A 25,184-nucleotide genomic window follows, 5' to 3' on the forward strand; every position below is an offset into this window, starting at 1 on the left:
AGATCAACGCATCGTTGGCTAACCGATTTTTAACTTAAGTGTTCAAGTGGCGTCAACGGTCGCCAGTATTTTCCTCATTGACTCTCCTTTCAGTTTTATCCGGTGTGCATTGTGCATCAGGCGATCGAGGATGGCATCGGCCAACGTGTTATCACCGATGGATTGATACCATTGGTCGGTGGGGAGTTGGCTGATGAGGAGGGTTGAGCTACTGCCATGGCGGTCATCCATGATCTCCATCAGGTCGTTGCGCTGCGCGGCTTTTAGCGGTTCTAGTCCCCAGTCGTCCAGGATGAGCAGGTTGAGTTTAGCCAGGCTTTTCAGCTTCTTGCTGTAAGTGCCATCGGCTTTGGCCTGGGTGAGTTCCATGAGCAGACGACTCACCCGGTAGTATTTCACCGTGTAGCCTTTCAGGCAGGCGGTGTTAGCAAGCGCACAGGCGATATAGGTTTTCCCGGTGCCGCATGGCCCGGTCAGTAACAGGTTTTGCTGCCGCTGTAGCCAGTCGCATTGAAGCAACCCTGTCATGACACTTTTTTGCAGGCCGCGCGGGTGCTGATAATCGATGTCCTGGGCGGTTGCCGCAAGTTTTAGTTGGGCCTGTCTGAGCAGGCGCTGTTGTTTACGGTTATCCCGTTCATGGATTTCCTGGTCGGCCAGCAGTTGCAGCCGCTCAGCGAAGCAGAGGTCCTGATACTGGCCCGGTTGTTCGAGTTGCTGGCTCAATGCTTTTGCCATGCCACTCAGTTTGAGTTGGTGCAGTTGGGAGAGTGTGGTGTTTACCATGGGTTTTCTCCTTAATGGAAGCTCTGTGGGCCACGGATATTTTCGTGGTGCTGAGGGAGTGTCAGTGTTTCCTGGCTGGATTCACTGATGAGCTTGTCCTGATTACTGTTTAAGATGTCTTTGAGCTGTTGCAGGCGATAGAGCTGATGTTGATTAGCCAGTTTACAGGCGGTATTGAGCCGCTGCGGTGGATACTGGCTGGCTAATCGCAATGCGCCCAGACAGACGCGGAACGCCTGCTGTGGATGCGGTTTGCGTTTAAGCTGCGCTTTTACCCAGACAAGCACGTCATCGCCGATGTCCTTCGCCCAGTTCATCAGACTGCCCTCACTGACTTTGTGGTAATGCTGGTGCTGTACAGGCATGTGCTGCGGTGTAGTGGTAAACCCGTAGCGGTCATTACGGGGGTGGCTGGCAACGCATTTACCCTGGAAGTAGATTTGCACTAAGCGCGGCTTCGCGTGAAGCTCAACCCGCTCACCAACCAGTTGATGCGGTACTGAGTAAAGATGGCTCTCATACTGCACATGGTAATCAATGTTCACTTTAGCCTGGCGGATGTCAGTGTATTCATAGGCATGACACGGTAGCGGTTTTAAGGCGGGTTTATCCAGTTCGTCGAACCACTGCTGACGGGTTCCAGCCATTTGTTTGAAGGGCTTACTGTTTACTTCTATCAGTAACGCGCTGATGCACTGATTCAGCTCATACAGTGAGAAGAAGGTGTGATGGCGAAGCCGGGCTAATATCCAGCGCTCAATGATTTGTACACCCACTTCGGCCTTGGCTTTATCCTTCGCTTATACGGTCTGGCCGGCACGATGGCCGTATCATAGTGAGCCGCCAGTTGCTGATAGGCCGGGTTGATATCTGGGTCGCTTTTACAGGCTTTGGTGACGGCACTTTTTAAGTTGTCCGGCACCACCATAGTGGGGACGCCACCGAGATAGTCAAAGGCCCGAACGTGGCTGCCCAGCCAGTCTTGTATACCTTGCGTCCAGGTCGCTTCGGCGAAGTAATAGCTGCTCGCTCCCATGGCCGCCACGAAGATTTGGGCGTGCCGGATCTCGCCAGTCTGTGGATTCACAACAGGCATGGTTTGCCCTGCGTAATCGACGAACAAGACGTCACCTGCCCGGTGATGCTGACGCATGGAGCGGCGCTGTTTCTTCAGCCAGTGCAGATAGCGGTCGCAGAACTGGGAATAACTGTAACAGCGGTTGGGGTATTGCTGAGTGTATTCCTCCCACAACAGCAGCTTCGTCACGCCCTTACGGCTTAGTTGCTTACGTAAGTCTGCCCAATCCGGCTCTTGGAATCGCTTGGCATGGCGGGTATCGGCTTGCGGATAAAAGCAGCGGGCCAACTGCGCATCATCCAGTTCACCCGGCAGTGGCCAGGATAAGTTCATGCTCTTGGCTTTGCTGAGCAGTGTTTGAATACTACCGACACTGACTTTGGTGCTGCGGTGGATCTCTCGGATACTCAATCCTGCCGAGAAATGCAGCCTTAAAACCTCTCTGATTTTACGCATTGTGATCCTTTTCAAACCTACCCCTCACTCGCCAACGAAAAGTCAGTGGTTAAGTTATCAAATTAATTGTTATTTCAATGCGTTGAGAAAATTCCGGTGTACTTGAACACCGATTCCGGAAATGAGCACAAAACTGTACTAAATAAATCCGGAATCAGAGTTCAAATGATTCCAGAATAGGTGTTCAAGTGTTTCCGGAATTACTGTTCAGATCCGGCCGGAATACGCACCTATGCCGAAATGTACGCGGCCTTGCAGACTACACACCTTGATTTGATGGATATGCTCGATTGGGATGAGGGTGAGGTTATGGGCATGGACTGTACATTCTCAGCGCGTGTTGATACCGAGCAAAAAGCCAAACAGGCTATCGCACATATGGCGAATGTCTCTCATCGTCAGGTTAAAGCCTCACGCAGTGACTATGAAACCACCTGTTACCACAACCGAAAATCTTCACACTGGAGTGGCAAGTGCTATTCCAAAAATCACGAATTTGAAAAGCAATACCACGAATATCGACTGAAAGCAGAGAAGGGGGACAAACACGCACAAGGTGTTTTCGAGGCCATGTCAGACCCACGTTTACACCAGTTTGCTAAATGGCTTATTCGCTTTGAATCCAGTATCACGAAAAGAAAACTGACCGACCTGAATATACCGACGAAAATTAACGACCTAATCACTTATCAAGAACAGCTCAAGCAAGAAACGGGAAAGGAGTTGATAGAAGAACTCTGGTTAATGACATATGGCGAGCTGATAAATCACACATATCGAGGTCATAGCATGAATATCTATGATGATGAATTAGTACAGAACACACTCAAAGCCAAACACCGAAAACTGACTCCCAAGGGCAATATCAGTTACGCCAAAGCGGATAGGGCGTTTTCATTTTACCGTCGCTTGGTTAATGAAGGTTATCTGGAAGTGAAGCGCTCATTCAGTGTTAAGCAAACGTTCTATAACAACTTCAACCTGCTGCTTGAAGCCGGATTCACTAAAGCACAGTTACAGAACCTTCGTGGTAATGGCATGAGCAATGTAGTGCCTCTGGTTGATGTGATTGCCGTCGATTTTTCTCAGCAATATCCCGATTGGTATGTCGAACCGCAATATGGCCCGTTAACACGCAAGCTCCTCGAACGTGACAACGTTGTTCAGCTACGTTCTGCCTAGGAAGGTAACCTCATGTTAAAAATCGAAGTTTTTCCAGAAGATACCAAAGTTGATGTTCGCACTATACGTGCTAAAGATGACAAACCCGCACGTCAAATTCATGAGCAGGTTGCTTATGCCTATTTAGGCGGCAAATTTCCCGTGCAGATAAAACTCTCGCTCGATGAAAGCCAGCCGCCGTACCCAGCGGGAGTGTATACGCCGGACTGTGAAAGCTATATCGTCAATAGCTATGGGGGGCTTGAGTTGCGCAAGTTCGGCATAAAAATTACACCACTTGAAACAGACGCATGAATCTTTAACAACAAAGCCGGCTAACTGTAGTAGCAGTCAACGGGCTTCTGACCACAACCAACTTACGGAGAGTTGATTATGACTGCCACAAATAATGCCACAATCGAAGCCCTTGAGCTATCAAGCCAGTTAATGCACCTCAGTAACTTCTTGCATGAGTCCGCCGCATTTTACCCAGAAACAGCCATTGCCGAATTACAGGAACATCAGTTCGGATTAATAGAGCAGCTACACGGCGCACTGATGACTATCAATCAACTGCAATCCCAACAAACTAGCCAGCTGGAAGCCACGCTGAAAGAAGTAATTTAATCAATTCCTTACCACACCAAACTACGCATTATGTATATTATGTTAAATGATATGCACAGATACGCCAAATCTAATTTCCTTAAGCCTGCAATCACCCGCTTTCTTTATAGACTTCGTCGTATTGAACGTAATTATCTATTTACCATAAAATAGATAATTACCAATTCTCTAAGAGACTCAGTTGGATCATATTGTTCCAACTGAGTTCTTCTAGCGTTGGTGAATTATCTAATCAGAAGCAAGCTTGAGTGGCTGCCGACAGCTTTTAACGGGATTTATCTTTGTCATCCATCTTGATCAGCGCTTTCATGATGGTCGCTTCCAAAGTTTAAAACCTGTGGAAGCTTAAGCGTAAACCGCGCGCCACCTTGTGGCATGTTTTCTGCCAACAAGTCGCCATGGTGATCCATCACTAACCGATAGCTGATAGCAAGACCAAGTCCTGTACCCTTGCCGACATCTTTGGTGGTAAAAAATGGGTCGAATACCTTGCCAATATCAGCAGCGTTAATTCCTTTCCCGTTGTCAGTAATACTTAACCAGGCTTTGGGCGCGTCGATGCCGGATTCAACTATGATTTTTGGATTTTTGTGGTGTTTACACGCATCAAACGCGTTGTTAAGCAAGTTTACAACAACCTGAACTAACTGGCCTTTGTGCCCGATAACCACAATGTTTTGGCTCGGAGCCAATTGAATTACTTGTTCTAATGCTTTGTTTGCAGAAACCCATTTAGTCGCAAGTGCCACTACATCATTTAATACCACCTCCGACTTTTCTGCCTGTAAAACGCAAGAATGGTTCAAGTCTTCAACAATATCGCTCACACGCCCTGCTGCTTCCAGTATATCTTTGACCATGGGCTCCAAATCCTGGGTAATATCGTCAATACGCAGCGTTTCCCGAAGCGCGGCAACTTTCGGTTGTGGGTCAGCGTGAACCATCTCCAGATATTGCCTGAGTCTTTCTGCGCGCTTTATCAGGGAATGCCCATTACCGACAATGAAACTGATGGGGTTGTTAATTTCATGGGCTACCCCTGCGGTTAACTGCCCAAGAGATGCCAGTTTGTCGGCTTGAACCAGCTGTTGTTGAGCGGCTTTTAACTGGTTTAAGGTTTCTGCCAGCTCGTCGTTTCGTGCTTCCAATGCCTGTTGGTAATGACGTAAAGAAAGATGTGTTTTGATCCGTGCTTTGACTTCAGCAAGGTGAATAGGCTTGGTAACATAATCCAGAGCACCATAATCAAACGCTTTAAGCTTGTCATCCAACTCGTTGTAACTACTGATAAAAAGCACTGGTATATCTACCAGGGATTGATTTTTTTTAAGCCGGGCACAAACCTCAAATCCATCTATGTCAGGCATATCAATATCAAGCAACACCAAATCTGGTACGTTTACTTTGATCCCTTCGAGCGCTGCTGCGCCGGAAAAATATGCCTGTGTTTGATAGCCTTCATCCTTTAGCAGCTCGCAAAGCATTTCACATAACGTGACCGAATCATCCACCACAGCAATGACGGGCGCTTTATCATTAGTATTCCGCAGTGATGTCATTGACCGTTCCCTTGATTTTGTTCCTGTGACATGTAGCTTTCCAGCGCTTTAATGAGTTGGTTAAACTCATCCAACAGGGGCTGGTAAGTGTGGCTGTCGAGGGCTTTGTCCCTGCACGCCCACTCAAGTTGCTCACAGATCTCGCAAAGCTTTTCTGCCCCCAAAGCAGCCGTGATCCCTTTTAACTCATGGAAGACATGTTTTTGTGCCGGTTTATCCTGTGTCTGGTAGACACGTTTCAGCGCATTTAACCGAAGCTCACACTCGGAGAGGAACGTCTCAAGCATTCTGAGGTAAACCTTTTTGTTTGAGCCTAACCTTAGCAGTGCCGCTTCCGGATGAAATACTGGCGCTTCTGCGACCGAACCAGTCCCCTTTTGCTGGCTTGCAGCGAGATGATTGGCGATGACCTGAATTAGGCGCCGAAAATCGATAGGTTTGGGAAGATAGTCATTCATCCCTGCCTGAATACAGGTTTCCGCCATGCTGGCAGAAGTATTGGCAGACAGCGCGATAACCGGAACATGGCTACCATTTGGCAATTTACGCAGCGCTTTTGTTGCTTCGATACCATCCATGCCTGCCATACGTAGATCCATCAGAATCAGGGAGAACGCCTGTTGTTTAACCACTTCTATTGCCTCTTCCCCCGAGCTGACCTGACTGATCACCATGCCTAGGGAAGAAAGCAGTTCGCGGATCATCTCCCGGTTGATGGTATTATCATCTACCACCAGAACCTGTTTTCCCTCCAGCTCACTGACCTGTGACAGGCTTAATTTCTCACTAGCGCCAACCACCGAAGAATGGGTCAGGGCTGACTCATCAATCACGCCAAATTCAGCCGAAAACTCGCATTCAGTCCCCTGACCCAACGCGCTGTTAATATGAATGCGCCCTTTCATCATGTGCACCAGTTTCTGGCTGATAGTCAGACCCAGCCCGGTACCACCAAAGCGGCGGGAGGTCGACGGTTCAGCCTGATGGTATTTGCTGAACAGCTGGCTGAGCTGGTCGTCTGTCATGCCAATCCCGGTGTCACATACGCGAAAAATCAACGTGATACTTTTTCGGGCGCGGGATTTTTTTCTACTGACAGTCACTGACACTTCCCCTTTGTGAGTAAACTTAATCGCATTCCCCACCACATTGACCAACACCTGTTGTAAACGAAGCGGATCCCCGATTAAATTGTCTGGTACAGACGGCTCCACTCCCACTGAAAATGTCAGGCCCCGCTTGGCGACATCAAACCACATTACATGCCGGACATTACTCAGCACCTGATTGAGATTAAATGGTACGCGCTCCATTTCCAGCTTACCGGCTTCAATTTTTGAGAGATCGAGAACATCGTTGATCAGGTGTGATAACGAATGGGAGGCGACATCAACCTTATTAAGATAGTCGCGCTGTTTCAGTGTCAGTTCCGAGTGCAGACAAAGTTTGGTAAAACCAATAATCGCGTTCAGTGGCGTGCGAATTTCGTGGCTCATAGTGGCGAGGAAGTCCCCTTTAGCCTGATTTGCTGTATCGGCCTCTGCTTTGGCTTTTTGCAAGGCAATTTCACTTTGCCTGAGGGCGACCTCGCGCTGACGCATGTCCGAGATATCGGTTGCAGTCAGCAATATTCCCTGCAATTTCCCCTGATGACTGTAAAACTGCTCGCCCTTCACCAGATACACCGCATCTGTCAGAGACCCATTTCTTCGGTGCAGTGGCATTTCACATTCGAGCTGGCCCCGTTGCGTGATGTAGGAAACCACAAACGATCCTGACGTCATACCGGCTTTTTCACGGATACGGGAAAGCATCTCTTTAGGGAACAGCATGTCTACATGAATTTGCGACAATTCATCTTCCGACCAATGCAGATCTTCTGTGAAAACACGATTGGTTTGGGTAATTTCTCCATTCACACCAACCACGACCAATATGCTGTTCATGGCATCGTTGATGCTGCGGATATACGCATTGAGTTCAAGCAGTTGCTTGTTCTTCTTCTTCAGCGCGTTCCGTTGGGATTCCACTTCAAGCAAAATGTCATCCATCGCATGGGTTGCTGCCAGTAGCTGCTGCTCTCTGGCTTCTGCGGCAGCATAAAGCGCATCAATCTCCTTGCGAAGCTGGGCGTTTTCCTGCTCCGGTATGTTGTTCCCTTTCCCGGACTTTCCTGAAGGTACTGTCATCTTGGGTACCTTTGGTGTTCTAGCTTGTTAACTGCGTGACGCCGGGCATACGCCGTTATGGTAGCGACAACCTTATCCAGCGCAGCATCAATTTGTGGCGAAACGTGCAGTGAAAAGCTTTCATATATCGCAGGCTGAACCGCCAACACCGAGATATCAGGGAGCGGTCTGGTTATGGCATTAACAGCTTGCAATAAATACCCCACGCCGCCCATGTGATCTGCATTTTCGCCCCTGCCGATATTCTCGGGTAAAACAAAACGGACACTGCCCGGCGATAACCCCATGTCTGCCGCATCCACAATCAAAACAGCGGCACAACCATCGAAAAGTGGCAACGTATTCAGCCCCCCAATGCCGACATCATAAATTTCAACACCTGACGGCAAGGTTTCGTCTTCTAATCGCAATGCAACAGCCGAACCGATACCATCGTCACTGTGAAGTGTATTGCCGAAACAGAGGATCCTGAGTACTTCCATATAATCACACCCCAAACCGCAACTTTTTGCCGGTTGGCAGCATATGAACGGTGCAGACTAAGCAAGGATCGTGCGAGCGGATAACATGTCCCACCAATAAAGGGTTATCCAAATCATCTACAGACAGGCCAATTACACTCTGCTCCCAGTGACCATGTGTGCCATTGGAATCTCTGGGTGAGGCATTCCATGCTGTCGGTGTGATGATTTGATATCGCTCAACCACCCCATCTTTAATGCTTACCCAATGACCGAGTCCTCCCCTTGCGGCCTGAACCATGCCAACGCCTTTGCCATCGACTTCATCTTCAGGTCGCGGTGGCAAGAAAAACGCGCCGCCAAGATCACCGGCCAGCGCGTCAACGGTGTCTTTCATCTGTTGCAGGCTAAAACCGATACGACGAAGGCGCGAGAATTGCCTCAACCAGGTTGAAGGCCCTTCCTGCCGGTGAAATGCAGACACCAAAGGATCACCATTGATGATGAGCTCTGCCATGGGCCCGGTTTGCATCACTTTACTGTCGTACCGTGGCGCTTTTGCCCAGGTGTAACGGTCTGATTCGCGTTGGTAATCGGGAATGGTTTCCCCTTTGTGTGGATGTCGGCCGCCCGGGTATTGGCGAAACCATGAATAACGGACATGTTCTTCAATCAGGGATTGGTCAAGCGGTGTAACCTCACCACGCTCACTATCATAAACCCCCGGCATAACATGATGTTTGGCTTCGCCAATGCCGCCATAACTCAACATATCGCCGGCGCCAAAGCCAACCTGATGTAAACCTATTAAGCGTGAAAAGCGGGTAAACAGTCCCAGCGCACTGTTCGCTTTCCGGCCATCGCTTTCCCACCCGTCAAGAAAGACGTCTGCATTGCTGAGCGAAAGCCAGTTGTCCAGCGAATCACCAATCACGGCGTTTTCATACCAGCGAGTCAGTTTAGCGATGATGTCCCGGGTTTCTATGATCTTGCGAATACTGGGTTTTCCTACCACGCCACCGGGTAGCATATAAGACGAGTGTGGCCATTGCCCGCCAAACAGAGCAACAATCCCGACAGCATCCCGGCTTTGTGCCAGTGCGTCCAGATGAAATCTCCCTTTGAAAGGCGCAAAAGCGTCAATGATGTCGTGATACAGAGGATGGTTTTGGTATGCGGTATGGCAAAAATCGACCAGAAACATCAGGAAACTCTGACGAATGTCGTTCTGGATGCTTTCAGTCAGAAGACAAAGGTTACGGATATGGGTCGCATTCGGTGGAGGCTCAATCCCCCAAACCTGCTCAAGCGCCAGCGTGGCGGCATACAAATGTGCGGTGCCACAAATGCCGCATACCCGGGGAGTGATGACAGCAGCATCACGGGGCGTGCGCCCTATCATGATTTGTTCAAACCCCCGGTACATCACGCCAATACAACGGGCATCGACCACCACACCGTCTTCCACATCCAGCTCAAATTCCAAATCACCTTCGACGCGGTTAAGGTCAATATTCAGCGTTTTTTTCTCCATCAAGGCTCCATCTTCCGTTTTTTCACCCGTTCAGGTGCAGCCGCTTTGGCGAGATTTTTATAGGCAATGTAATTAGCGCGCTCGACGCCAACCGGAAGCTTTTGTGGGATTGGGCCGAGTTTCTCGGTACGGAACAGGCCTTCATCTTCCGGAAAGCCCGGTGACGTACACCCAAAACAAGGCACGCCAACACGGGTCTTACTGCTCCTGCCATTCCAAAGATCGGTGTTACAGGTTGCCTGAGTGAATGGCCCTTTGCAGCCAAGGTTAAAGAACATGCAGCCATTGGTACCAAACTCGGATTCTTCCACGTCATATTCATGGTATTCGTTGCGGGTACAGCCCTGATGGACAAGTGAGCTGAAAAACTCTTTCGGACGGTTAAGTTCGTCCAGTTGCAGAATGATGCCACTGGCGATCATCGCCAGCGTTTTGGTCATGGTGTTGGGATGAACCGGACACCCTGCCACATTGATCACCGGATAACCTGCGCCGCTTCGCCACGCCGAATCGAACAATCCGCCGCGTTGTTCCTTGTCCATTTGCAAACCAACACAATCCGATGGGTTTGGTGGCGCAGCATGTACACCGCCAAATGCTGCACAGGTCCCCATAGCAACAACATAACGCGCTTTTTCTGCCAGCTTCTGCACCCATTCTTTTTTGGCGGTCTTGCAGAACATATCAAACATGCCGGTGCCATTTGGCGCCATCACGATGCTTCCCTCAATGCAAAGGATGTCGAGCCGTTGTTTACCGTCGATGATGTTGTGCATCAGATCATGCAGGTCATGGGGACTGTCTACGGACAACGAAGGTTGCCATAGAAGCTCAAGGGGATAATCATTCAGCAGGTCGTGAAAAGAAGGCCGATCGGCACTGAGCAGTGCCATAGTATCGCCACCGCAAGTTCCTGTCTGAAACCAGAGTAATGTCATTTTGTTTTTTGCCATGACTGCTTTCCTGCAAAACCGGGTTAACAGCGCTTCAACTGTTGTGCGCACCGGATAAAGGGGTTGCGGCAGCAATTAAGGCCTGCCCAAACGCCAGCCCGCCGTCATTGGCGGGAACCTGTTGGTGGACCAATACGTTAAATCCTTGTTGGGTAAGGGTTCTGACGGTCATTTCCAGCAATAAACGGTTCTGGAAAACCCCGCCACTCAACACAATCTTTAGCAAACCTGACGACAATTGAAGATGCTGGCAGAGATGTACCACCATATCGCCGGTTGCTTTGGCAAGGCTGAGATGAAACTTATAGGCAATAAAACCGGGCTCCTGAAAGTTCAACACATCACGGAGCATCGCCTGCCACATCGGCGCAGGATCCAGCCGTGCCGGCAGGCCAGCCCGAATATCAAACGGGTAAGTGTCGGTGAAATCCGGTGTTCCCGTTGCTGCCAGAGCCTCAAGTTCAATTGCCGCCTGCCCTTCGTAGCTTTGTTCATGGATACAAACAGACAGCAGTGCCGAAACAGCATCAAACAGCCTGCCTACAGAAGACGAGTGCGGAGAGTTAAGACCTGCCTGAATCATTGATAAAATGTTACTGGCGACGTTTGGCTGAATGCCAAGCGCCTCAAACACCGCCCGTTTATCTGTCACGTCGATACGTGAATGATCAAGCCACGCGATAAGGTTTCGCCACGGCTGAACAATGGCTTTGGATGCGCCGGGTAACGCCACGGTCTCCAGATGGCCGATACGTTCAAAAGCGCGATAATCGGCAAACAGGAACTCTCCGCCCCAAAAAGTGCCATCTTCTCCGAATCCGAGTCCGTCAAACACCACGCCGAGCACGTTTTCATGATCAACGGGCAGCAGGTTATCGCCCATGCAGGCGGCTATGTGTGCATGGTGGTGCTGGATTCCAGTGATGATCCGGTTGCCGTAAACTGATTTGGCGAATTTTGATGCCAGATATTCAGGGTGGCTGTCGATGGCTACTCTTTCAGGGGTAAAGCGGTAGAGGGTTTGGTAATGAGACAACATGCGCTGAAAGTCTTCCCATACCCGGACACGTTCCAGATCGCCAATGTACTGGCTTACTATCGCGCCATGGCCGGTTAACAGACAGAATGCGTTTTTAACTTCCCCGCCCATTGCCAGAACGCTGGATGTCCCTTCAAAGCCCGGTGGCAGTTCAATAGGACTGGGGGCAATCCCCCTTGCCCGTCTCAGTATTTGCAGGCCCTGATCAGTTTGCCGGAACACAGAATCATCAGCCCGTGTAACGATGTCCCGATTGTGGAGAAGCCAGATATCGGCAATCCCTTTTAGGTCTTCAAGTGCTTCCCGGTTATCCGTGCATTGCGGGTTTCCACTGAGATTGGCCGACGTCATCACCAACGGCAGCGCTACGTCTTGGCACAATAAAAGGTGCATGGGCGTAGCAGGCAGCATGATGCCTAATTCCCCCAGATTCGGGGCAACGGCCGTTGCAATGACGCTACAATCCCTTGCATTAGGTGACGCCGTCACATTTCGTATTGGCATTATCACCACCGGACTGCTGGCGCTTCGGAGCATCTCCAATGCGGCTGACGACGGCTGGCAATAGAGACTCACCAGCCCTGTGTCTTTCATCATCACAGCGAAAGGCTTATCGGGACGCTGTTTACGCCTTCTCAGGGTGTCGACAGCATTCTGGTTTGTTGCGTCGCAAACAAGGTGAAAGCCGCCTAGCCCTTTTACCGCAAGGATTCTCCCTTGACGAATGTAGCGCGCAGCAGCCTGGATGGCATCAATGTCATCCATCTCCGGGAGTGCAATTTCCCGCCCCTCCGCGTCACACAGCCACACCGCCGGTCCGCAATCTGGACAGGCAACAGGCTGGGCGTGGAAACGGCGATCGGCAGGATTCTGGTATTCGCGTTCACATTGCGGACAAAGCGGAAATGCAGCCATGCTGGTTTTGGGCCTGTCGTAGGGCAACGCGTTGATGATCGTCAGTCTGGGGCCACAGTGGGTGCAGTTGGTGAAGGGATAACGATAGCGCCGGCTGGCAGGATTTAGGGTTTCTTCAGCACATTCCGCACACATCGCGGCATCAACCGGAATACCGGCATTGATTTGCGCCGTTTCATCGCTTTCCGCGATAAAGAAGTCCTCGGGAGGCGCCCCCAAGGTTGCGAATTGCAGGTGTACTGACGATATCGACGCCAGTGGCGGTTGCTCATGCTTTAACGCTTCCACAAACCGTGAAGCGAGTTCATAGTTGCACCAAAGCGCGACGACAACACCCTCGCCATCATTGAGGACAAACCCTTTCAATGACAAACCGCGGGCCACACGCCAGATCGTCGGCCTGAAACCGACGCCCTGGACGACACCGCGGATCCGGATTCGATACCCCGTCATACGGCCCTATGACATAATCAACTGGTACACACCGCTGAACGCAATGAGGCCCCCTGAGATGGGCATGACAAAACGGGTGGACTGAAAACGCTCTGCCGTTTTGGCCAACGTTACACCCACAAAAATAAGCGCGGCGGAAGAGATCAAAAAGCCAGAGAAATAGCCAATAGTGCTCACTGCATACGGCATCTCGGCACCATGCGCAGCGCCATGTGCCAAGGCGAATAGTGCTGTCAGGGGTAACGTTGCGATCAGTGAGAGTGAGCGTCCTACCACCAGCAAAAATCCGAGCAATAGCACCGAAAGCGCTATACCTGTTTCCACCAGCGGAACATTGACACCAAAGAAAGTCAGTGCGGCACCGAAGGCCATTGTCGCTAAAAAGACAGATGGGATCAGGGAGCCTGCGTTCTTCACACCGATGTTTTTCAGCATGAAAGCCCAGATCCCGATGGCAATCAGTGCAATTGCATGGTCTGCCCCGGTAATTGGGTGGCTTATCCCAGCCAAAAATCCATTGACCTCATGGCCGGTGTGCGCAACAGCGGTAAAAGGCGCGGCTGACGCCAGAACAGTTGCAAGTAGGTATCCATTACGTTTCATTTTTTCCTTCCTGTTTTCTTTGCGCCTTTCGGCAGCCAATGTCGATTAATTACCTTTAATTGCCTTCCCTCAGCAAATGCGTGGCAGTTGATCCCCGGTCAGCATGTCTATCATTCGCTCACTGCCAAATGCCGTTTTCATCGACACACCGGCACCTTGTCTTTGGTCACCTGTGGTTTCTATCCGGCCAATCACAGCAGCCTTTTCCGCACTGGGAAAGCTTCTCAAAGCCTGAATTGCACTGTCAGCAAATTCCGCAGGGACGATGGCAATAAACTTGCCCTCATTCGCCAGATAAAGCGGATCCAGCCCCAACAGTTCGCATACACCGCGCACTTCTTCGCGGACGGGGATAACACCATGATCGAGCACGATCTTCACATTGCTGCTTTCTGCAAATTCGTTCAGTAACGTGGCAATGCCTCCCCGCGTGGCATCACGAAGGCAGTGAACCGGCGCTACATCAAGCAGGGCTTTCACTTCGGGATACAGGGCCCGGCAGTCTGACTGGATCTGGGTATCGAGCGACAAATCGCCGCGTGATGCCATGATGGTGGCACCGTGATCGCCCACCCATCCGTTAACGATCACTACATCACCGGGCTGGGCATGATTTGCCCGAATATCGATCTTCGGTGGCACAACGCCGATGCCCGACGTGTTAATAAACAGTTTGTCCGCTGCCCCTTTATGGACCACTTTGGTGTCACCGGAAACAATGGCAACACCGGCCTTATCAGCGGCTTGTTTCATGCTGGCAAGAATACGCCGCAGCACTTCCAGCGGCAGCCCTTCTTCCAGAATCAGTCCGCACGTCAGGTAAAGTGGCATTGCCCCACCCATGGCGAGATCATTTACCGTGCCATTAACCGCAAGCGTACCGATATCTCCCCCCGGAAACTCCAGTGGATCGACGACAAAGGAATCTGTGGTCATCGCCAGTCGGTCACCCAGCTTCGTTATATCTGCCAGCCCCAGACGGGCCTGATCTTCCAACGGAGCGAGATGCGGATTGTCAAACACCGCTACGATTTCTTTCTCAACCAGTTCACGCATCGTAATCCCGCCACTGCCGTGTGCCAGCGTAATGCATTCAATATTTCCATCTATATCAACGTGGCGCGGTAAGGACATAACCACTTTCCTTTCTCAAACGGCGGATGTGTTATCTATCACGGCGATCCGGCCCTGACCTTTATCTGGCACGCGGAAACCGTGGTTGTAATATGCCGCACATGCACCTTCAGAAGACACCATCAACGCGCCCATCGGTACGTGCGGCGTACAAGATTTGCCGTACATGTTGCATTGCCAGGGCTTAATCAGCCCTTTCAACACGTCTCCACACTGACAGGCATCAGGCTCTTTGGATTGATGACGGGAAACGGTAAATTTTTGTTCGGCATCCCACGCAGAATAGTTGGGGCGAAGCCTGACACCGGCATCACCGATTTCGCCAAATCCCCGCAACTCGGTTACCGGATAGGTGTCATACACTTTCTGAATAGCCGCAAGCCCCGGGTCGTTGCCCTGCTTGTCAACCACCCGTCGGTATTGGTTTTCCACATCACTACGCCCTTCAGCAATTTGGGTGACCAGCATCAGGATAGATTGCAAAATATCGAGTGGCTCAAACCCGGTAATTACGATGGGTTTGGCATAGTCACGGGCAATAAACTGGAAAGGTTCCAGCCCAATCACCATGCTGACATGGCCCGGCGCGAGAAACCCATCCAGCTTCAAATCCGGTTCGTTCAAGATTGCTTCAATCGTAGGCGCGGTCGTGATGTGATTACAAAACAGGGAGAAGTTATCCAGCCCTTCTTTTTCTGCCTGCAACACCGTCAGTGCGGTACTGGGCATGGTGGTTTCAAACCCTAGGGCGAAAAAAACCACTTCCTTATCAGGATGTTTTCTGGCGAGCGCTAACGTATCCAGTGGCGAATACACCATGCGGATATCGCTTCCCCGGGCTTTTGCATCCAGCAGGCTACCTTTTTGTCCCGGTACACGCATCGCATCGCCAAAGGTCGTGAAAATCACTTTCGGGTTAGCCGCAATTTCTATGCAGTCGTCCACACGTCCCATGGGCAAAACACAAACTGGACATCCCGGCCCGTGCACCATCTCAATGCGATCTGAAAGCAGGCTCTCGATGCCGTACCGGAACAATGTATGGGTATGCCCGCCACAAAACTCCATCAACTGAAGCGGGCGCATCGATTGTCCTTTAGCGCGTCTCTTTTCGATGATATCCAGCTTGACATTGATCGCCTGAAGGACGCTTTCAACCACGTCTGGGTTACGGAACTCATCAACGTATTTCATGGCTGCCATCCTCCCTGTGTGCGTGATAAGAGGCATGTTCTATGGCTTCCAGCTCTTCCTGCAATTCACCAATTTCAGCCAGAAGCGCGAGAGTTTTTTCTGCTTCTTCACTGTCAATACGACTCATGGCAAACCCCACATGAACCAGTACCCATTCGCCCACACATGCTTTGGGTGTCTGACCATTCAGCACACAGGCAATATTCACAGGACGACGGACGCCGGATATTTCAACGGTGGCAATACAATTGGTGTCGTCTTCGATGCCAATGATCTGTCCGGGAATTCCGAGGCACATGTCTTCTCTCCCTATTGAAAGCTAAGCCTGTCTTGATCGAGCCCATAGCGTTCCAGTTTAGCCCGCAACCCAACACGTGAAAGCCCGAGCTCAAGCGCCGCTTTACTCTTATTCCATTTATGCCGGATAAGGGTTTCTTTAAGGATCTGTGCTTCAAGTAGTTCAACACGATCTTTCAAACTGCCTTCTTCCGACGCCATCAGGCTTTGTTCTGGTATTTCTCCACATGCCCCTTTCAGGACGTTAGGTGATAACAAGTCCGCACCCAACGTTGCTGAATCCGTCATCACCAACATCCGTCTGACTTCGTTTTCCAGCTCCCTGACATTGCCTGGCCAGTGGTAGGCCGACATACAGGCCAATGCTTCCTGGGTAAATCCATCGACGGGTTTGTCATAAGCCACCACATGGTTTTGTAGAATGGCTTCTGCGATGACCGGAATGTCCATGCTCCTGTCTCTTAGCGGCGGAATATGCAGTGGAACCGCTGCAAGACGATAAAAAAGATCTTCCCGGAAGCGGCCTTCCCGGACTTCGTTTTCCAGATTCCGGTTGGTCGCGGAGATAATGCGGACATTAACCTTTCGGCTCCGGTTGCTGCCTAGGGGGCGCATTTCCCCTTCCTGCAAAAACCGGAGTAGTTTGACCTGAAATTCCAGCGAGGTATCGCCAATTTCGTCAAGAAATACCGTACCGCCATCGGCCTGTTCAAGCAGCCCAATGCGTTCTGTCGTCGCGCCGGTAAATGCGCCCCGTGTGTGACCAAACAGCTCACTTTCGAGCAACTGCACGGGCATTGCACCACAGTTTTCAGTGACAAAGGGGTCGTCTGCCCGGTAACTTGAATAATGAATAGCCCGTGTGATCAGCTCCTTGCCTGTGCCTGATTCGCCCGTCACCAGTACGGGAATATCAAACGGGGCAATTCTCGCCACCTGCTCACAGATTGCTTTTATAGGGCTGTTTGGCGCACAGATAATGTTGTCGAAATGGTGCCGTTTTTTAAGCTCTGCGCGCTTTTGTTTGAGCTTTCCGTCCCATTGCGGCGCAGTCAGCTTCAGTTCAACATTCAGCCGTTCATTTTCCTTTTGCAGATCGTTTAAGCGAACCGCATTTTTCAGGGTCAAGAGCAGGTGTTCCGGTTGCCAGGGTTTGGGAATAAAATTGTAGATACCTGCACCATTGATGCTCTGAATCAGGTCGGATGGATCGGTGTAAGCAGAAATAATCAAGCGGATAACATCCGGCCACTGCTGACGAACTTTGGTAAGGAATTCGGTGCCACTGATACCCGGCATCCGCTGGTCAGAGACAACAACCTGAACCGGAATTTCCGATAATACTTTTTCCGCATCGGCAACATTATCAGCCGTCAGAACCGTAAAGTCCTCTTCCAGCACACGCCGCAATGCCTGTAATGACATCGGTTCATCATCAACCACCAGCACTATGGGTAACCGCGAGATTTGCATCACCTCACCACTTCTTTTCGTGCCAATGTGAGGCTCAGGATGACGATTCATCGGCGAGCACGCTTTCAATCGCCTCGATTTGGTCAAGTAACTTACGTTTCTGGCGTTTCAGCACCAAAGATTTCTGGGCGTTAAGCCAATCCAACCATGCCGGTACACCTTCTCCTGTCGTGGCGGAAAGTTCGATGAGGGTAGCCTGTGGATTGACCATGAGAATGTTTTCCCGGCAAGCGGCCAAATCAAATACCAGATGCGGAAGTAGATCTATTTTATTCAAGATGACCAGTTCAGCCGCAGCAAACATATCTGGGTATTTCAGTGGTTTATCTTCCCCTTCAGTCACCGAAAGGATGGCAACCTTGCAGTGCTCACCCAAATCAAATGCCGCAGGGCAAACCAGATTACCAACGTTTTCGATAAACAATGTGCCCTGCTTTTCTAACGCCAGATCCTGCACTGCGTGGCCCACAATGTGTGCATCTAAATGACACCCTTTCCCTGTATTGACCTGAATAGCCGGTACACCGGTTGCGCGGATCCTTTCTGCATCATTGGTGGTTTGTTGGTCGCCTTCAATCACAGCGATGGAAACGGTATTTTTCAACAGCTCAAGGGTATTCACCAATAACGTCGTTTTACCTGAGCCGGGGCTGGAAACCAGATTCAACACCAGTTGTCCATGTGAGGTGAAATGATCCCGGTTTTCTGCCGCATAGCGCTCATTGTGGGCCAGAATATTTTGTTCGATGCTAACCAGACGGGACTGACTTAAGCCCAGAACATGGGCGCCGGCGTCACCCTCTCCATAATGGTGGTGCTGCCCCTTGTGCTCATGTTTATGCTCATGATGGTGATTTTCAATTTTGCTGCCACTGCAACCACAGATCGTACACATTACTCGACCTCCACTTCGGCTATTCGCATCTCATTACCGGCTGATAATGTCAGCCCATGATTTCCACAATTCAGGCAAGGTGAATAGCGCGCTTCCATTTCCGTTGCACTCTGGCATTTTTCGCACCAACCACGACCCGGGATCAGGTTAATTTCCAGTTTGGCCTCTTCTGCCAAGGTTCCCATTGCGACAACAGGAAAGCAGAAACGTAGGGCTTCCAGCTCGACACCAGCAAACTGCCCAATATCCAAACGGAGTGTCAGCACCCGTGAAAACTGGTGAGCCTCCGCCTGTGACTTCAAGTTGGTGACAATGCTTTCGCAGATCGACAATTCGTGCATACTGCCTTTTCCTCGTTATGCAAAGAATCTTCCCCTGCTTCTTCTGATATCAGAGCAGGTTGTGTGCCAAGCATTGGAAGTCTGGAAAATTTAACGGCAAAGCCAGTATTCACGAGGCTCTGAAGTAACCTTATTGAAACTAGGTATATACGATGGGATAACAAAATGCGTAATGATTGAAAGGTTATTTTCCATAATTCTCATTTACTGGAAACTTACTAATCAGTATGTATCTCCCCCAGCATAAAAAAATCCCCTCTTCGACTTTGCTTGGAGGGGATAACCGGAAGGCAATATATGTCTGTCTTAAAAGCGTCCTTTACCTCCTGTGGCTATATAATCAGCAAGTTCGGCCTGTTGCTGGCCAATGGCAGTGACCGTATGGTGAACGCGTTTCACAACTGCCCGCATAAAATCGAACACCAGTGTTGGGTGCGTGGTGATTAATGGGTCGATATCTTCCCGGTTAAAGCAAAGCACGCTTGAAACGCCCAATGCCTGAACCGAAATACTCCGGGGTTCTCCATCAATAAAACTCAGTTCGCCAATCAGATCACCTTGGTGCAAGGTGTGCAGAAGGTTAATCTTGCCGGTATTCTTGTTTTCGCGGCACATTGCCAGTCTGCCGGAGTTGACGATATAAAAGCTGTTCGCAGCATCACCAGCCCGGTAAAGGAATTCACCATCTTGCAGTGTGATTTCTGTTGCCGCCTGCTGCGCCAGAACCTTAGCGCCATCCTCGCCGATATATTGTCCAATCGGCGCTTCCAGGATCAGGCGGACGATGTTTGTTTGGTCGGGTTTGTTCATGTCGTTATCCTTGTGCATTCAATAGATTTGGTCATCGGCGGGTCGATAGCATTTGAGGGGGCTGTCGCACTGTCCGGGGTTTCAACGATGCCCTCAGACAAAACGCTCGACAGAGCCAGTTTGAGATTGTTGTCAGCCTCCGGCGTCAATCCGAGAGACAAATCCCACTGCATGCCTTTTATTGTCAGTAACCAGACATCTGGAAAGGCCTGATAGCACTGTTGGCACATGGCGACAATGGACTGCACCGAGATAGCATGGGATGTAAAGCTGTCATCCAGCCGTGGTTCCACCCGTTCCACTTTAAACTGTGACGTTGTCACACTCTTAGTGGCATCAACAAACAACACCCGTTGATGACGGCGGATAAGATCCACATCTTCAAAAAACAGTTGGTAGTGCCGTACCAATTTGGCGTCAGTCTCTCCCAAGGCTTCGATGGCATCGATAAATGCCCAGCCCAAGCCATCATCTTCCCTGCCCACATTACCAATGCCATAGATCAGGCCGAAATCGTGCAAATGGAGTGGCTTATCTGAATTTTTCATCGAGCACGCGTCCTTTGGCATCGAGCAAAGAAATATGCAGCGGCATCTGTCCCATGGCATGGGTAGCGCAACTCAGACAAGGGTCGTAAGCACGAATCCCCACTTCTATCGCATTCATCATGCCTTCGGTGATCTCCGCTTTGCCTGAAATCCAGTCTTGCGCGACAGATTGCACAGTGCGGTTTATCACCTTGTTGTTCTGGGTGGTTGAAACGATCAGATTGGCAAACGTCATGTTGCCTGCTTCGTCTGCCCGGTAATGATGAAGAAGCGTGCCGCGCGGCGCTTCTACCACACCAACCCCCTCGCCTGTCCACGCGCTTTTCTCTGGCGTGATGATCAGATTTTCACCCTGAAGATCCGGGTCGTTTAACAGTGCTTTGATCAGTTCTGCGGAATGAAGAATTTCTATCGCCCGTGCCCAGTTAGTGTGCAGGGTCATATTGTTCGCCTTGCCTTTGGTGTAATCGTGGAAACGTTCGAGGGCTTCCTGTGCCAGAGGAGTGTTGTAGCGGCGGGTCACATTCAAACGGGCCAGTGGGCCTACACGCACTGAGCCAGCTTCCCTCCCCAAAGCTTTCAGGTAAGGGAATTTCATGTAGCTCCATGCTTCTGTCGCTTCGGCAAAATGATCAAGATAATCGTGGTAATCGGTTTCCAGCACGATTTGCTTGTTTCCGTCTACGATGCGTATTTTGCCGTGGTAATAATCCACATCGCCGTTTTCATCGACCAGACACATATCCAGTGCGTTCACGACACCAAAATTATCGATTTCGTCACGATGCTTCTCGTGGTAGTCATAAAACAGGTTCAGGGCATCCTGGGCATAATCGATGACTTCATCAATGGAAAGCAGGTCATCGTTGCCTTTCAGGAATTTATCGCGCTCTGCAATATTGAGATTGTTGTTTACACCACCTGGCACTGAGCTGATGCCATGCATACGCTTACCGAGTACCGAAACAATCAGTTCCTGCCCCCATTTGCGAAGCTGGATAACACGTTTCACCAATTCAGGGTTGGCTTCCGCAAGTCCCAGAATGTTTCTTTTCTCTGGCGCAGACTCAATACCAAACACCATTTCCGGTGCAATCAGGTAGAAATACGCGGTGACATGGGATTGAAGCTGCTGAGCATAGTGACCCAGACGCCGGATTTTCTCCGGTGCAGGCAGCATTTGAATGCCGTCTTTTAACCCTACGCCGACCATGTCATCCAGCGCTTTTGCCCCACAAAGGTGGTGACTGACAAAGCAAATGCCACAAATACGTTGCAACAACATGGGCGCTTCCCAGTAAGGGTGCCCCTGAATGAAGCGTTCAAAGCCACGAAACTCGATAACCTGCAATCTGGCGTCGGTCACCCGATTGTTGTCGTCCAGTTGCAGTGTGACTTTGCCGTGTCCTTCTATCCGTGTAACCGGGTCAATGACCAATGTTTTACTCATGATCTTTTTCCTTAATCGTATCGGTTAACCGAGGTTGGCAAGTCCACCTCGCGTCCATTCACCAAGTCATCCAGCACCTTGAAAATTGCATCCCCATCCGGTGGGCAGCCGGGAATGAAATAGTCCATCTTCACAACTTCATGGGCGGGATACACTTTGGTGGTGATTTTGGGGACATCAACATGGGGAATGACGTTTTCAGAACCGGCTGGACGTGTGATTGAGGATATGTAGGCTTCATCCAGACACTCGGTAAGAGGTACCTGGTTTCGCATGGCAGGAACCCCTCCCCAAACGGCACAGGCTCCGACAGAAATCAGGATGTCGCAGTTTTCACGGAAATGTTCCAGCGTTTCAATGTTTTCATCATTGGCAATACCCCCTTCAATAAAGCCGATGGTGCAGCGTTCCGGGATCCGTTTTATATCGGTGATAGACGATCGGGTGATGGTGACTTTGTCCAACAACCCAAGAATACGTTCATCCATGTCCAGAAATGACAGAGTGCAGCCCCAACAGCCACAAAGGCCTATCATGGCCACTTTGATTTTTCCTTCCCGTAATTGCTCGGTGTCGCGATCCAGTGGCGTGCGTGGCAATTCGTGGGAAAATAGGCGTTGACCATCCATTGAACTCAAACTCATTAGGTGTCCCTCTCTGTTACACGGTCACGTACTGACGCAATATCGAACTTGCGTCGTCCAATTGGCGCATCAAATCCCACGGCTTTTTTCAAAATGCAGCCGACGGGGCAAAGCGTCATCGCTTCCGTCACCTGTTCGTCGCTCATTTTGTCAGCCAACACAACATCAATCTCAATGCGGGCTTTCGCACCACGTCCGTTAATGTTGAAAATTTTCTGTCCGGTTTGTTCATCCCGGACAAACTCCACACAGCGCTGGCAGAAAATGCACCTGTCACGCTCCAGCCATATTTTTTCTGACCGGAAGTCAGCCTCTGTTACCGGGAAACGGTATGGGAAACGGGAAACCATCATGCCGGTTTCGTAGCCCACCGCCTGGAGATCGCAACGGCCGCTTTTTTCGCAACTTGGGCAGTTATGTTTGCCTTCCACAAACAGCATCTCAATCAATGCCTTGCGAATATTTTTGGTTTCAGGTTCATCGACTTCCACCACCATGCCGTCAGAAACCGGCACAGTACACGACGCCGCATTATTTCCATTTACCTTACAGGTGCAGACACGGCAGGTTCCCAAACAAGGCTTTCCACGCTGGTAACACAGCGTGGGGATATACACCCCGTTATCCGCAGCCACATCCACCAGCATCTGGTTCTCTTTTGCGGTGATTTCCTTTCCATCAATGGTTAACGTAATGCTCATTTCGATACCTCCGCCGACTGCACGTTTGTTCCTTGAAGCGTTTCTGTGGCGACAGTGAATTCATGCAGGGCCGCATTCAGATCAAAAGATGCCAGCAACGGTCCACGTTGCTCGACCAGTTTTTGTTTGTATTCTTCAGGAAAAGCCTGCATTGACGTGATAATAGGCTTGGGAGACGTGGTACCAAGACCACAACGGCTTGAGCCACGGATGATATTGGCCCATTCAACGATCTCATCCAGATCCTGCTCAACAGCACGCCCTTCGATGATCCGGGAAACTTTGTTGTAGAGCTCGACATTCCCCGCCCGACAAGGTGTACAGATGCCGCAGGATTCTTCCATGAAGAAGTGGATGAAGTGCCTGACGATTTCCAGCAGATTGCGTTCATAGCTGAACACCATCAACGAACCATTACAGGAAAGATCTTTGTAGGAAAACACGCGGTTGCCGTCTTTTGCTGCCGAGACACATTCACCGGATGGCCCACTGATTTGTGCCACTCTGGGGTTTCGAGCCCCGACAAGCTCCAGCACATCTTTCAGGCTGATACCCCATTCGATTTCATAGATACCCGGTTTTTCGACATCACCGGAAACGCTGATAAGCCGTGTACCCGCAGATTCTGCCGTGCCCATGGATTCATACCAGCGTGCTCCTTTTTCAAAGATCTTTGTCACGTTAGCCAGAGTTTCCACGTTATTTACCGCTGTCGGGCAGCCCATAAACCCTTGGTGCACAGGGAAAGGCGGTTTTACTCTCGGCGTGCCGCGTTTCCCTTCGCAGGACTCAATCAACGCCGATTCGTCACCACAAATGTATGCGCCAGCACCGAGTTGAATCCGGATATCAAAACTGAACTTGTTGTTCCCGCCAATCTTGGCCCCCAGAAGGTTGCGCTCCCTAAGTGAATGAAGCGTTTTCTCAAGATAGTCAACCAGGTAACGGTACTCATAACGGAGATAGAGGATCCCTTCCCGCGCACCGATGGCGTAACCGGCGATGATCATGCCCGCGAACACCTGCTCCGGGCTTTCTGTCAGTATCACCCGGTCTTTAAAGGTGCCTGGTTCTCCTTCATCGGCATTGCAGATAACGTATTTGGTATCGCCAGCGGCATCATGACACAGTCGCCATTTCAATCCTGCTGAAAATCCTGCACCCCCGCGCCCACGTAGCTTTGAGGTGCTGGTTGCATCGATAACTTCCATTGGCACTAATGTGACGGCGTCACGTATGATGCGTTCAACATCGACCGGATCGCCAAAAAATATCGGGCCTGATTGACGAATATGAGATGCCAGAATGGCATTCAAATACGCTTTATCTTGGGTTGAATGTCCTTTGGGATTGGCCAAAGCCTGCGGAGAGACTCCGGCTTTCAATGCGACAACAAGGGTTTGGACTTTGTCCGGCGTAAGATGGGTAAAAGGAATACCATCAACCAGCATTGCGGGTTCCTGATCCGACAGGCCAATACATTGGGTATCATAAAGGCCAAACTCGCCGTTTTCGGTCACTTCACCAAACGCGCAGCCTATCGCTTCTTCCAGTGCGGCTTTGACCTCTTCATAACCTTTCATCCTAGCTATTACTGTGTCCGCAAGGTAAATGGTGTGCTTTCCGGCTGGCTGGTCATGGAGAAAATGGTAGAAAGAAATGGTCTCCCTGACATCCAGTGGTGAAAGGTTCAGGCCTGATGCGAGGACATTCACGGATGAATCCGAAATGTATCCCTCCATTTCCTGTAATGCTATCAGCATATCTAACAGCCGTTCCCGGCGATGCAGATAACGAGCCATGATGGCATCTACGTTATTGCTCATTGCTTACTCCTTTATGCTTCTTCCTGATGCTGCGTAAGGTCTACAACGTCAGCGTGA

At 50.4% G+C, this 25,184-nt stretch carries 23 protein-coding genes and 1 pseudogene; 3 read left to right on the forward strand and 21 right to left on the reverse strand.

Features of this window, described 5'->3' with window-relative positions; all coding sequences use genetic code 11:
• Window positions 1-42: 42 nt before the first annotated feature.
• Window positions 43-786 (reverse strand): IS21-like element helper ATPase IstB, encoded by a 744-nt coding sequence (gene istB, locus AC6IB1_RS09455; protein ID WP_497566252.1) that lies wholly within the window; start codon window positions 784-786, stop codon window positions 43-45.
• Between the two features lie 11 nt (window positions 787-797).
• A pseudogene (istA, locus tag AC6IB1_RS09460) lies at window positions 798-2,320 on the reverse strand (IS21 family transposase).
• Between the two features lie 240 nt (window positions 2,321-2,560).
• Between istA and AC6IB1_RS09465 the strand changes: the two are divergent.
• The 3 genes from AC6IB1_RS09465 (at window position 2,561) to AC6IB1_RS09475 (ending at window position 4,108) form a co-directional block, all read left to right on the forward strand.
• Window positions 2,561-3,502 (forward strand): phage/plasmid replication protein, II/X family, encoded by a 942-nt coding sequence (locus AC6IB1_RS09465; RefSeq protein ID WP_497568813.1) that lies wholly within the window; start codon window positions 2,561-2,563, stop codon window positions 3,500-3,502.
• Between the two features lie 12 nt (window positions 3,503-3,514).
• Window positions 3,515-3,796 (forward strand): single-stranded DNA-binding protein, encoded by a 282-nt coding sequence (locus AC6IB1_RS09470; RefSeq protein WP_497568814.1) that lies wholly within the window; start codon window positions 3,515-3,517, stop codon window positions 3,794-3,796.
• Between the two features lie 78 nt (window positions 3,797-3,874).
• The gene (locus AC6IB1_RS09475; RefSeq protein WP_497568815.1) at window positions 3,875-4,108 is read left to right on the forward strand and encodes a hypothetical protein; all 234 of its coding nucleotides are present in this window, start codon (window positions 3,875-3,877) and stop codon (window positions 4,106-4,108) included.
• A 284-nt stretch (window positions 4,109-4,392) separates the two neighbouring features.
• On the opposite strand, the gene AC6IB1_RS09480 is transcribed toward AC6IB1_RS09475, so the two are convergent.
• The 19 genes from AC6IB1_RS09480 to AC6IB1_RS09570 form a co-directional block, all read right to left on the reverse strand.
• On the reverse strand, window positions 4,393-5,667 hold the full coding sequence (locus tag AC6IB1_RS09480) for a sensor histidine kinase (RefSeq protein ID WP_497568816.1): 1,275 nt from the start codon (window positions 5,665-5,667) through the stop codon (window positions 4,393-4,395).
• Window positions 5,664-7,856, reverse strand: coding sequence for a response regulator (locus AC6IB1_RS09485; RefSeq protein ID WP_497568817.1), 2,193 nt, complete (start codon window positions 7,854-7,856; stop codon window positions 5,664-5,666). The genes AC6IB1_RS09480 and AC6IB1_RS09485 overlap by 4 nt, the downstream gene beginning before the upstream one ends.
• On the reverse strand, window positions 7,853-8,338 hold the full coding sequence (locus AC6IB1_RS09490) for a hydrogenase maturation protease (protein ID WP_497568818.1): 486 nt from the start codon (window positions 8,336-8,338) through the stop codon (window positions 7,853-7,855). The genes AC6IB1_RS09485 and AC6IB1_RS09490 overlap by 4 nt, the downstream gene beginning before the upstream one ends.
• A 4-nt stretch (window positions 8,339-8,342) precedes the next feature.
• Window positions 8,343-9,851, reverse strand: coding sequence for a nickel-dependent hydrogenase large subunit (locus tag AC6IB1_RS09495; protein WP_497568819.1), 1,509 nt, complete (start codon window positions 9,849-9,851; stop codon window positions 8,343-8,345).
• The gene (locus AC6IB1_RS09500) at window positions 9,851-10,804 is read right to left on the reverse strand and encodes an NADH-quinone oxidoreductase subunit B family protein (RefSeq protein WP_497568820.1); all 954 of its coding nucleotides are present in this window, start codon (window positions 10,802-10,804) and stop codon (window positions 9,851-9,853) included. Before AC6IB1_RS09500 ends, AC6IB1_RS09495 begins: the two co-directional genes overlap by 1 nt.
• Window positions 10,805-10,838: 34 nt before the next feature.
• Window positions 10,839-13,211 (reverse strand): carbamoyltransferase HypF, encoded by a 2,373-nt coding sequence (gene hypF, locus AC6IB1_RS09505; RefSeq protein ID WP_497568821.1) that lies wholly within the window; start codon window positions 13,209-13,211, stop codon window positions 10,839-10,841.
• Between the two features lie 6 nt (window positions 13,212-13,217).
• Entirely contained in the window at window positions 13,218-13,814 is a 597-nt protein-coding gene (locus AC6IB1_RS09510; protein WP_497568822.1) for a HupE/UreJ family protein, read from the reverse strand.
• A gap of 69 nt (window positions 13,815-13,883) precedes the next feature.
• Window positions 13,884-14,948 (reverse strand): hydrogenase expression/formation protein HypE, encoded by a 1,065-nt coding sequence (hypE, locus tag AC6IB1_RS09515; protein WP_497568823.1) that lies wholly within the window; start codon window positions 14,946-14,948, stop codon window positions 13,884-13,886.
• A gap of 15 nt (window positions 14,949-14,963) precedes the next feature.
• Window positions 14,964-16,142, reverse strand: a complete 1,179-nt coding sequence (gene hypD / locus AC6IB1_RS09520) for a hydrogenase formation protein HypD (RefSeq protein WP_497568824.1) — start codon at window positions 16,140-16,142, stop codon at window positions 14,964-14,966.
• Window positions 16,129-16,440, reverse strand: a complete 312-nt coding sequence (locus AC6IB1_RS09525) for a HypC/HybG/HupF family hydrogenase formation chaperone (RefSeq protein WP_114995166.1) — start codon at window positions 16,438-16,440, stop codon at window positions 16,129-16,131. Before AC6IB1_RS09525 ends, hypD begins: the two co-directional genes overlap by 14 nt.
• Window positions 16,441-16,451: 11 nt before the next feature.
• The gene (locus AC6IB1_RS09530) at window positions 16,452-17,963 is read right to left on the reverse strand and encodes a sigma 54-interacting transcriptional regulator (RefSeq protein WP_497568825.1); all 1,512 of its coding nucleotides are present in this window, start codon (window positions 17,961-17,963) and stop codon (window positions 16,452-16,454) included.
• Window positions 17,947-18,807, reverse strand: coding sequence for a hydrogenase nickel incorporation protein HypB (gene hypB, locus AC6IB1_RS09535; protein ID WP_497568826.1), 861 nt, complete (start codon window positions 18,805-18,807; stop codon window positions 17,947-17,949). The genes AC6IB1_RS09530 and hypB overlap by 17 nt, the downstream gene beginning before the upstream one ends.
• Window positions 18,807-19,148: a hydrogenase maturation nickel metallochaperone HypA gene (hypA, locus tag AC6IB1_RS09540; protein ID WP_497568827.1), complete on the reverse strand. Its 342-nt coding sequence runs from the start codon at window positions 19,146-19,148 to the stop codon at window positions 18,807-18,809. The genes hypB and hypA overlap by 1 nt, the downstream gene beginning before the upstream one ends.
• Window positions 19,149-19,454: 306 nt before the next feature.
• On the reverse strand, window positions 19,455-19,958 hold the full coding sequence (locus tag AC6IB1_RS09545) for a Crp/Fnr family transcriptional regulator (protein ID WP_497568828.1): 504 nt from the start codon (window positions 19,956-19,958) through the stop codon (window positions 19,455-19,457).
• Entirely contained in the window at window positions 19,955-20,506 is a 552-nt protein-coding gene (locus AC6IB1_RS09550) for a hydrogenase maturation protease (protein ID WP_497568829.1), read from the reverse strand. The genes AC6IB1_RS09545 and AC6IB1_RS09550 overlap by 4 nt, the downstream gene beginning before the upstream one ends.
• Entirely contained in the window at window positions 20,490-21,956 is a 1,467-nt protein-coding gene (locus tag AC6IB1_RS09555; RefSeq protein ID WP_497568830.1) for a Ni/Fe hydrogenase subunit alpha, read from the reverse strand. The genes AC6IB1_RS09550 and AC6IB1_RS09555 overlap by 17 nt, the downstream gene beginning before the upstream one ends.
• Window positions 21,957-21,967: 11 nt before the next feature.
• On the reverse strand, window positions 21,968-22,600 hold the full coding sequence (locus AC6IB1_RS09560) for an NADH-quinone oxidoreductase subunit B family protein (RefSeq protein WP_497568831.1): 633 nt from the start codon (window positions 22,598-22,600) through the stop codon (window positions 21,968-21,970).
• The gene (locus AC6IB1_RS09565; protein WP_497568832.1) at window positions 22,600-23,301 is read right to left on the reverse strand and encodes a 2Fe-2S iron-sulfur cluster-binding protein; all 702 of its coding nucleotides are present in this window, start codon (window positions 23,299-23,301) and stop codon (window positions 22,600-22,602) included. Before AC6IB1_RS09565 ends, AC6IB1_RS09560 begins: the two co-directional genes overlap by 1 nt.
• On the reverse strand, window positions 23,298-25,127 hold the full coding sequence (locus AC6IB1_RS09570) for an NAD(P)H-dependent oxidoreductase subunit E (RefSeq protein WP_497568833.1): 1,830 nt from the start codon (window positions 25,125-25,127) through the stop codon (window positions 23,298-23,300). Before AC6IB1_RS09570 ends, AC6IB1_RS09565 begins: the two co-directional genes overlap by 4 nt.
• Window positions 25,128-25,184: the final 57 nt, after the last annotated feature.

This window comes from Grimontia sp. THUN1695 (assembly GCF_059704325.2).

What these genes read in the sequence shown, in the direction of transcription:
- istB (WP_497566252.1), bottom strand. Translation starts at nt 786, where the DNA reads ATGGTAAACACCACACTCTCCCAACTGCACCAACTCAAACTGAGTGGC.
- AC6IB1_RS09465 (WP_497568813.1), top strand. Translation starts at nt 2,561, where the DNA reads ATGTACGCGGCCTTGCAGACTACACACCTTGATTTGATGGATATGCTC.
- AC6IB1_RS09470 (WP_497568814.1), top strand. Translation starts at nt 3,515, where the DNA reads ATGTTAAAAATCGAAGTTTTTCCAGAAGATACCAAAGTTGATGTTCGC.
- AC6IB1_RS09475 (WP_497568815.1), top strand. Translation starts at nt 3,875, where the DNA reads ATGACTGCCACAAATAATGCCACAATCGAAGCCCTTGAGCTATCAAGC.
- AC6IB1_RS09480 (WP_497568816.1), bottom strand. Translation starts at nt 5,667, where the DNA reads ATGACATCACTGCGGAATACTAATGATAAAGCGCCCGTCATTGCTGTG.
- AC6IB1_RS09485 (WP_497568817.1), bottom strand. Translation starts at nt 7,856, where the DNA reads ATGACAGTACCTTCAGGAAAGTCCGGGAAAGGGAACAACATACCGGAG.
- AC6IB1_RS09490 (WP_497568818.1), bottom strand. Translation starts at nt 8,338, where the DNA reads ATGGAAGTACTCAGGATCCTCTGTTTCGGCAATACACTTCACAGTGAC.
- AC6IB1_RS09495 (WP_497568819.1), bottom strand. Translation starts at nt 9,851, where the DNA reads ATGGAGAAAAAAACGCTGAATATTGACCTTAACCGCGTCGAAGGTGAT.
- AC6IB1_RS09500 (WP_497568820.1), bottom strand. Translation starts at nt 10,804, where the DNA reads ATGGCAAAAAACAAAATGACATTACTCTGGTTTCAGACAGGAACTTGC.
- hypF (WP_497568821.1), bottom strand. Translation starts at nt 13,211, where the DNA reads ATGACGGGGTATCGAATCCGGATCCGCGGTGTCGTCCAGGGCGTCGGT.
- AC6IB1_RS09510 (WP_497568822.1), bottom strand. Translation starts at nt 13,814, where the DNA reads ATGAAACGTAATGGATACCTACTTGCAACTGTTCTGGCGTCAGCCGCG.
- hypE (WP_497568823.1), bottom strand. Translation starts at nt 14,948, where the DNA reads ATGTCCTTACCGCGCCACGTTGATATAGATGGAAATATTGAATGCATT.
- hypD (WP_497568824.1), bottom strand. Translation starts at nt 16,142, where the DNA reads ATGAAATACGTTGATGAGTTCCGTAACCCAGACGTGGTTGAAAGCGTC.
- AC6IB1_RS09525 (WP_114995166.1), bottom strand. Translation starts at nt 16,440, where the DNA reads ATGTGCCTCGGAATTCCCGGACAGATCATTGGCATCGAAGACGACACC.
- AC6IB1_RS09530 (WP_497568825.1), bottom strand. Translation starts at nt 17,963, where the DNA reads ATGAATCGTCATCCTGAGCCTCACATTGGCACGAAAAGAAGTGGTGAG.
- hypB (WP_497568826.1), bottom strand. Translation starts at nt 18,807, where the DNA reads ATGTGTACGATCTGTGGTTGCAGTGGCAGCAAAATTGAAAATCACCAT.
- hypA (WP_497568827.1), bottom strand. Translation starts at nt 19,148, where the DNA reads ATGCACGAATTGTCGATCTGCGAAAGCATTGTCACCAACTTGAAGTCA.
- AC6IB1_RS09545 (WP_497568828.1), bottom strand. Translation starts at nt 19,958, where the DNA reads ATGAACAAACCCGACCAAACAAACATCGTCCGCCTGATCCTGGAAGCG.
- AC6IB1_RS09550 (WP_497568829.1), bottom strand. Translation starts at nt 20,506, where the DNA reads ATGAAAAATTCAGATAAGCCACTCCATTTGCACGATTTCGGCCTGATC.
- AC6IB1_RS09555 (WP_497568830.1), bottom strand. Translation starts at nt 21,956, where the DNA reads ATGAGTAAAACATTGGTCATTGACCCGGTTACACGGATAGAAGGACAC.
- AC6IB1_RS09560 (WP_497568831.1), bottom strand. Translation starts at nt 22,600, where the DNA reads ATGAGTTTGAGTTCAATGGATGGTCAACGCCTATTTTCCCACGAATTG.
- AC6IB1_RS09565 (WP_497568832.1), bottom strand. Translation starts at nt 23,301, where the DNA reads ATGAGCATTACGTTAACCATTGATGGAAAGGAAATCACCGCAAAAGAG.
- AC6IB1_RS09570 (WP_497568833.1), bottom strand. Translation starts at nt 25,127, where the DNA reads ATGAGCAATAACGTAGATGCCATCATGGCTCGTTATCTGCATCGCCGG.